The sequence below is a fragment of the Streptomyces sp. NPDC002623 genome (assembly GCF_053592635.1).
In genome coordinates this window covers 1-1,241 of record NZ_JBSFWB010000113.1, presented here as the reverse complement: position 1 = coordinate 1,241, position 1,241 = coordinate 1, and the positions used below count along the sequence as shown (strand labels likewise).

The 1,241-nt window shown below is 70.6% G+C and carries 1 protein-coding gene and 1 pseudogene; both read right to left on the bottom strand.

Annotated features, from left to right (window positions below):
* On the bottom strand, nucleotides 1-1,031 hold a 1,031-nt coding region (locus ACWD4O_RS48790; RefSeq protein ID WP_451289600.1), incomplete at its 3' end, for an L-serine ammonia-lyase.
* 24 nt (nucleotides 1,032-1,055) lie between these two features.
* Nucleotides 1,056-1,241 (bottom strand): annotated as a pseudogene (locus ACWD4O_RS48785) (serine hydroxymethyltransferase); the annotation flags it as partial.

The window sequence follows — 1,241 nt, the reverse complement described above, 5'->3', positions numbered from 1 at the left end:
CCGACCTCGGCGCCGGAGATGGAGGCGTTCTCCTTGAAGAGCATGCCGATGGCGCCGGCGGCGAGCAGGAAGCGGACGACTCCGTCCTCGTCGGCACCGGGCACGAAGTTCATGTAGTAGTGCAGGACCGCCGGGATGATGCCGGCCGCGCCGTTGGTGGGGGCGGTGACCACCCGCCTGCCGGCCGCGTTCTCCTCGTTCACCGCCATCGCGTAGAGAGTCGCCCACTCCATGGCGTGGATCCCCGGATCGCCGGCGGCGCGCAGCGCCCGCGCGGAGACGGCGGCCCGGCGCCGGACCTTCAGCCCGCCCGGCAGGATGCCCTCCAGGGAGAGGCCACGGGCCACGCAGGTCTGCATCACCCGCCAGATCTCCAGCAGCCCGTCCCGGATCTCCGCCTCGGTGCGCCAGGAGTGCTCGTTCTCCAGCATCAGCGAGGAGATCGACAGACCGGTCTCCTTCGTCAGGCGCAGCAGTTCGTCGCCCGTGCGGAACGGATGCCGCAGGACCGTGTCGTCGAGCTTGATGCGATCCGCCCCCGCCGCCTCCTCGTCCACGACGAACCCGCCGCCGACCGAGTAGTACGTCTTCGACAGCAGTTCCGTGCCCGACGCGTCGAACGCCCGGATCGTCATGCCGTTGGCGTGGTACGGGAGGGCCTTGCGGCGGTGCAGGACCAGGTCGCCGTCGACGTCGAAGGAGATCTCCTGGGCGTCGCCGACCTCGACGCCCAGCAGCCGCAGCCGCCCGGTCGCCTTGATCCGGTCGACATCGTGCCCGGCCCGGACGATGTCGACGGTGTGCGGCTCGTTCCCCTCCAGCCCGAGCAGGACGGCCTTCGGCGTCCCGTGCCCGTGGCCGGTCGCGCCCAGCGAGCCGTACAACTCGGTGCGCACCGTGGCGGTCTGGGCGAGTACGCCGTCCTCCTTGAGCCGGACGACGAACCTGCGGGCGGCCCGCATCGGGCCGACCGTATGGGAGCTCGACGGGCCGATGCCGATCGAGAAGAGATCGAAGACGGAGATGGCCATGAACGAGCTCCTACAGCGGGAGGACTACGACGACAGACCGGGGTACAGGGGGTGTTTGTCGGCGAGGGCGGTGACCCGGGCCTTGAGCGCGTGGGCGTCGTAGGTCGGCTTGAGGGTCTCGGCGATGACGTCGGCGACCTCGGTGAAGTCCTCGGCGGTGAAGCCGCGGGTGGCGAGGGCGGGGGTGCCGATGCGCAGTCCTGAGGTGAC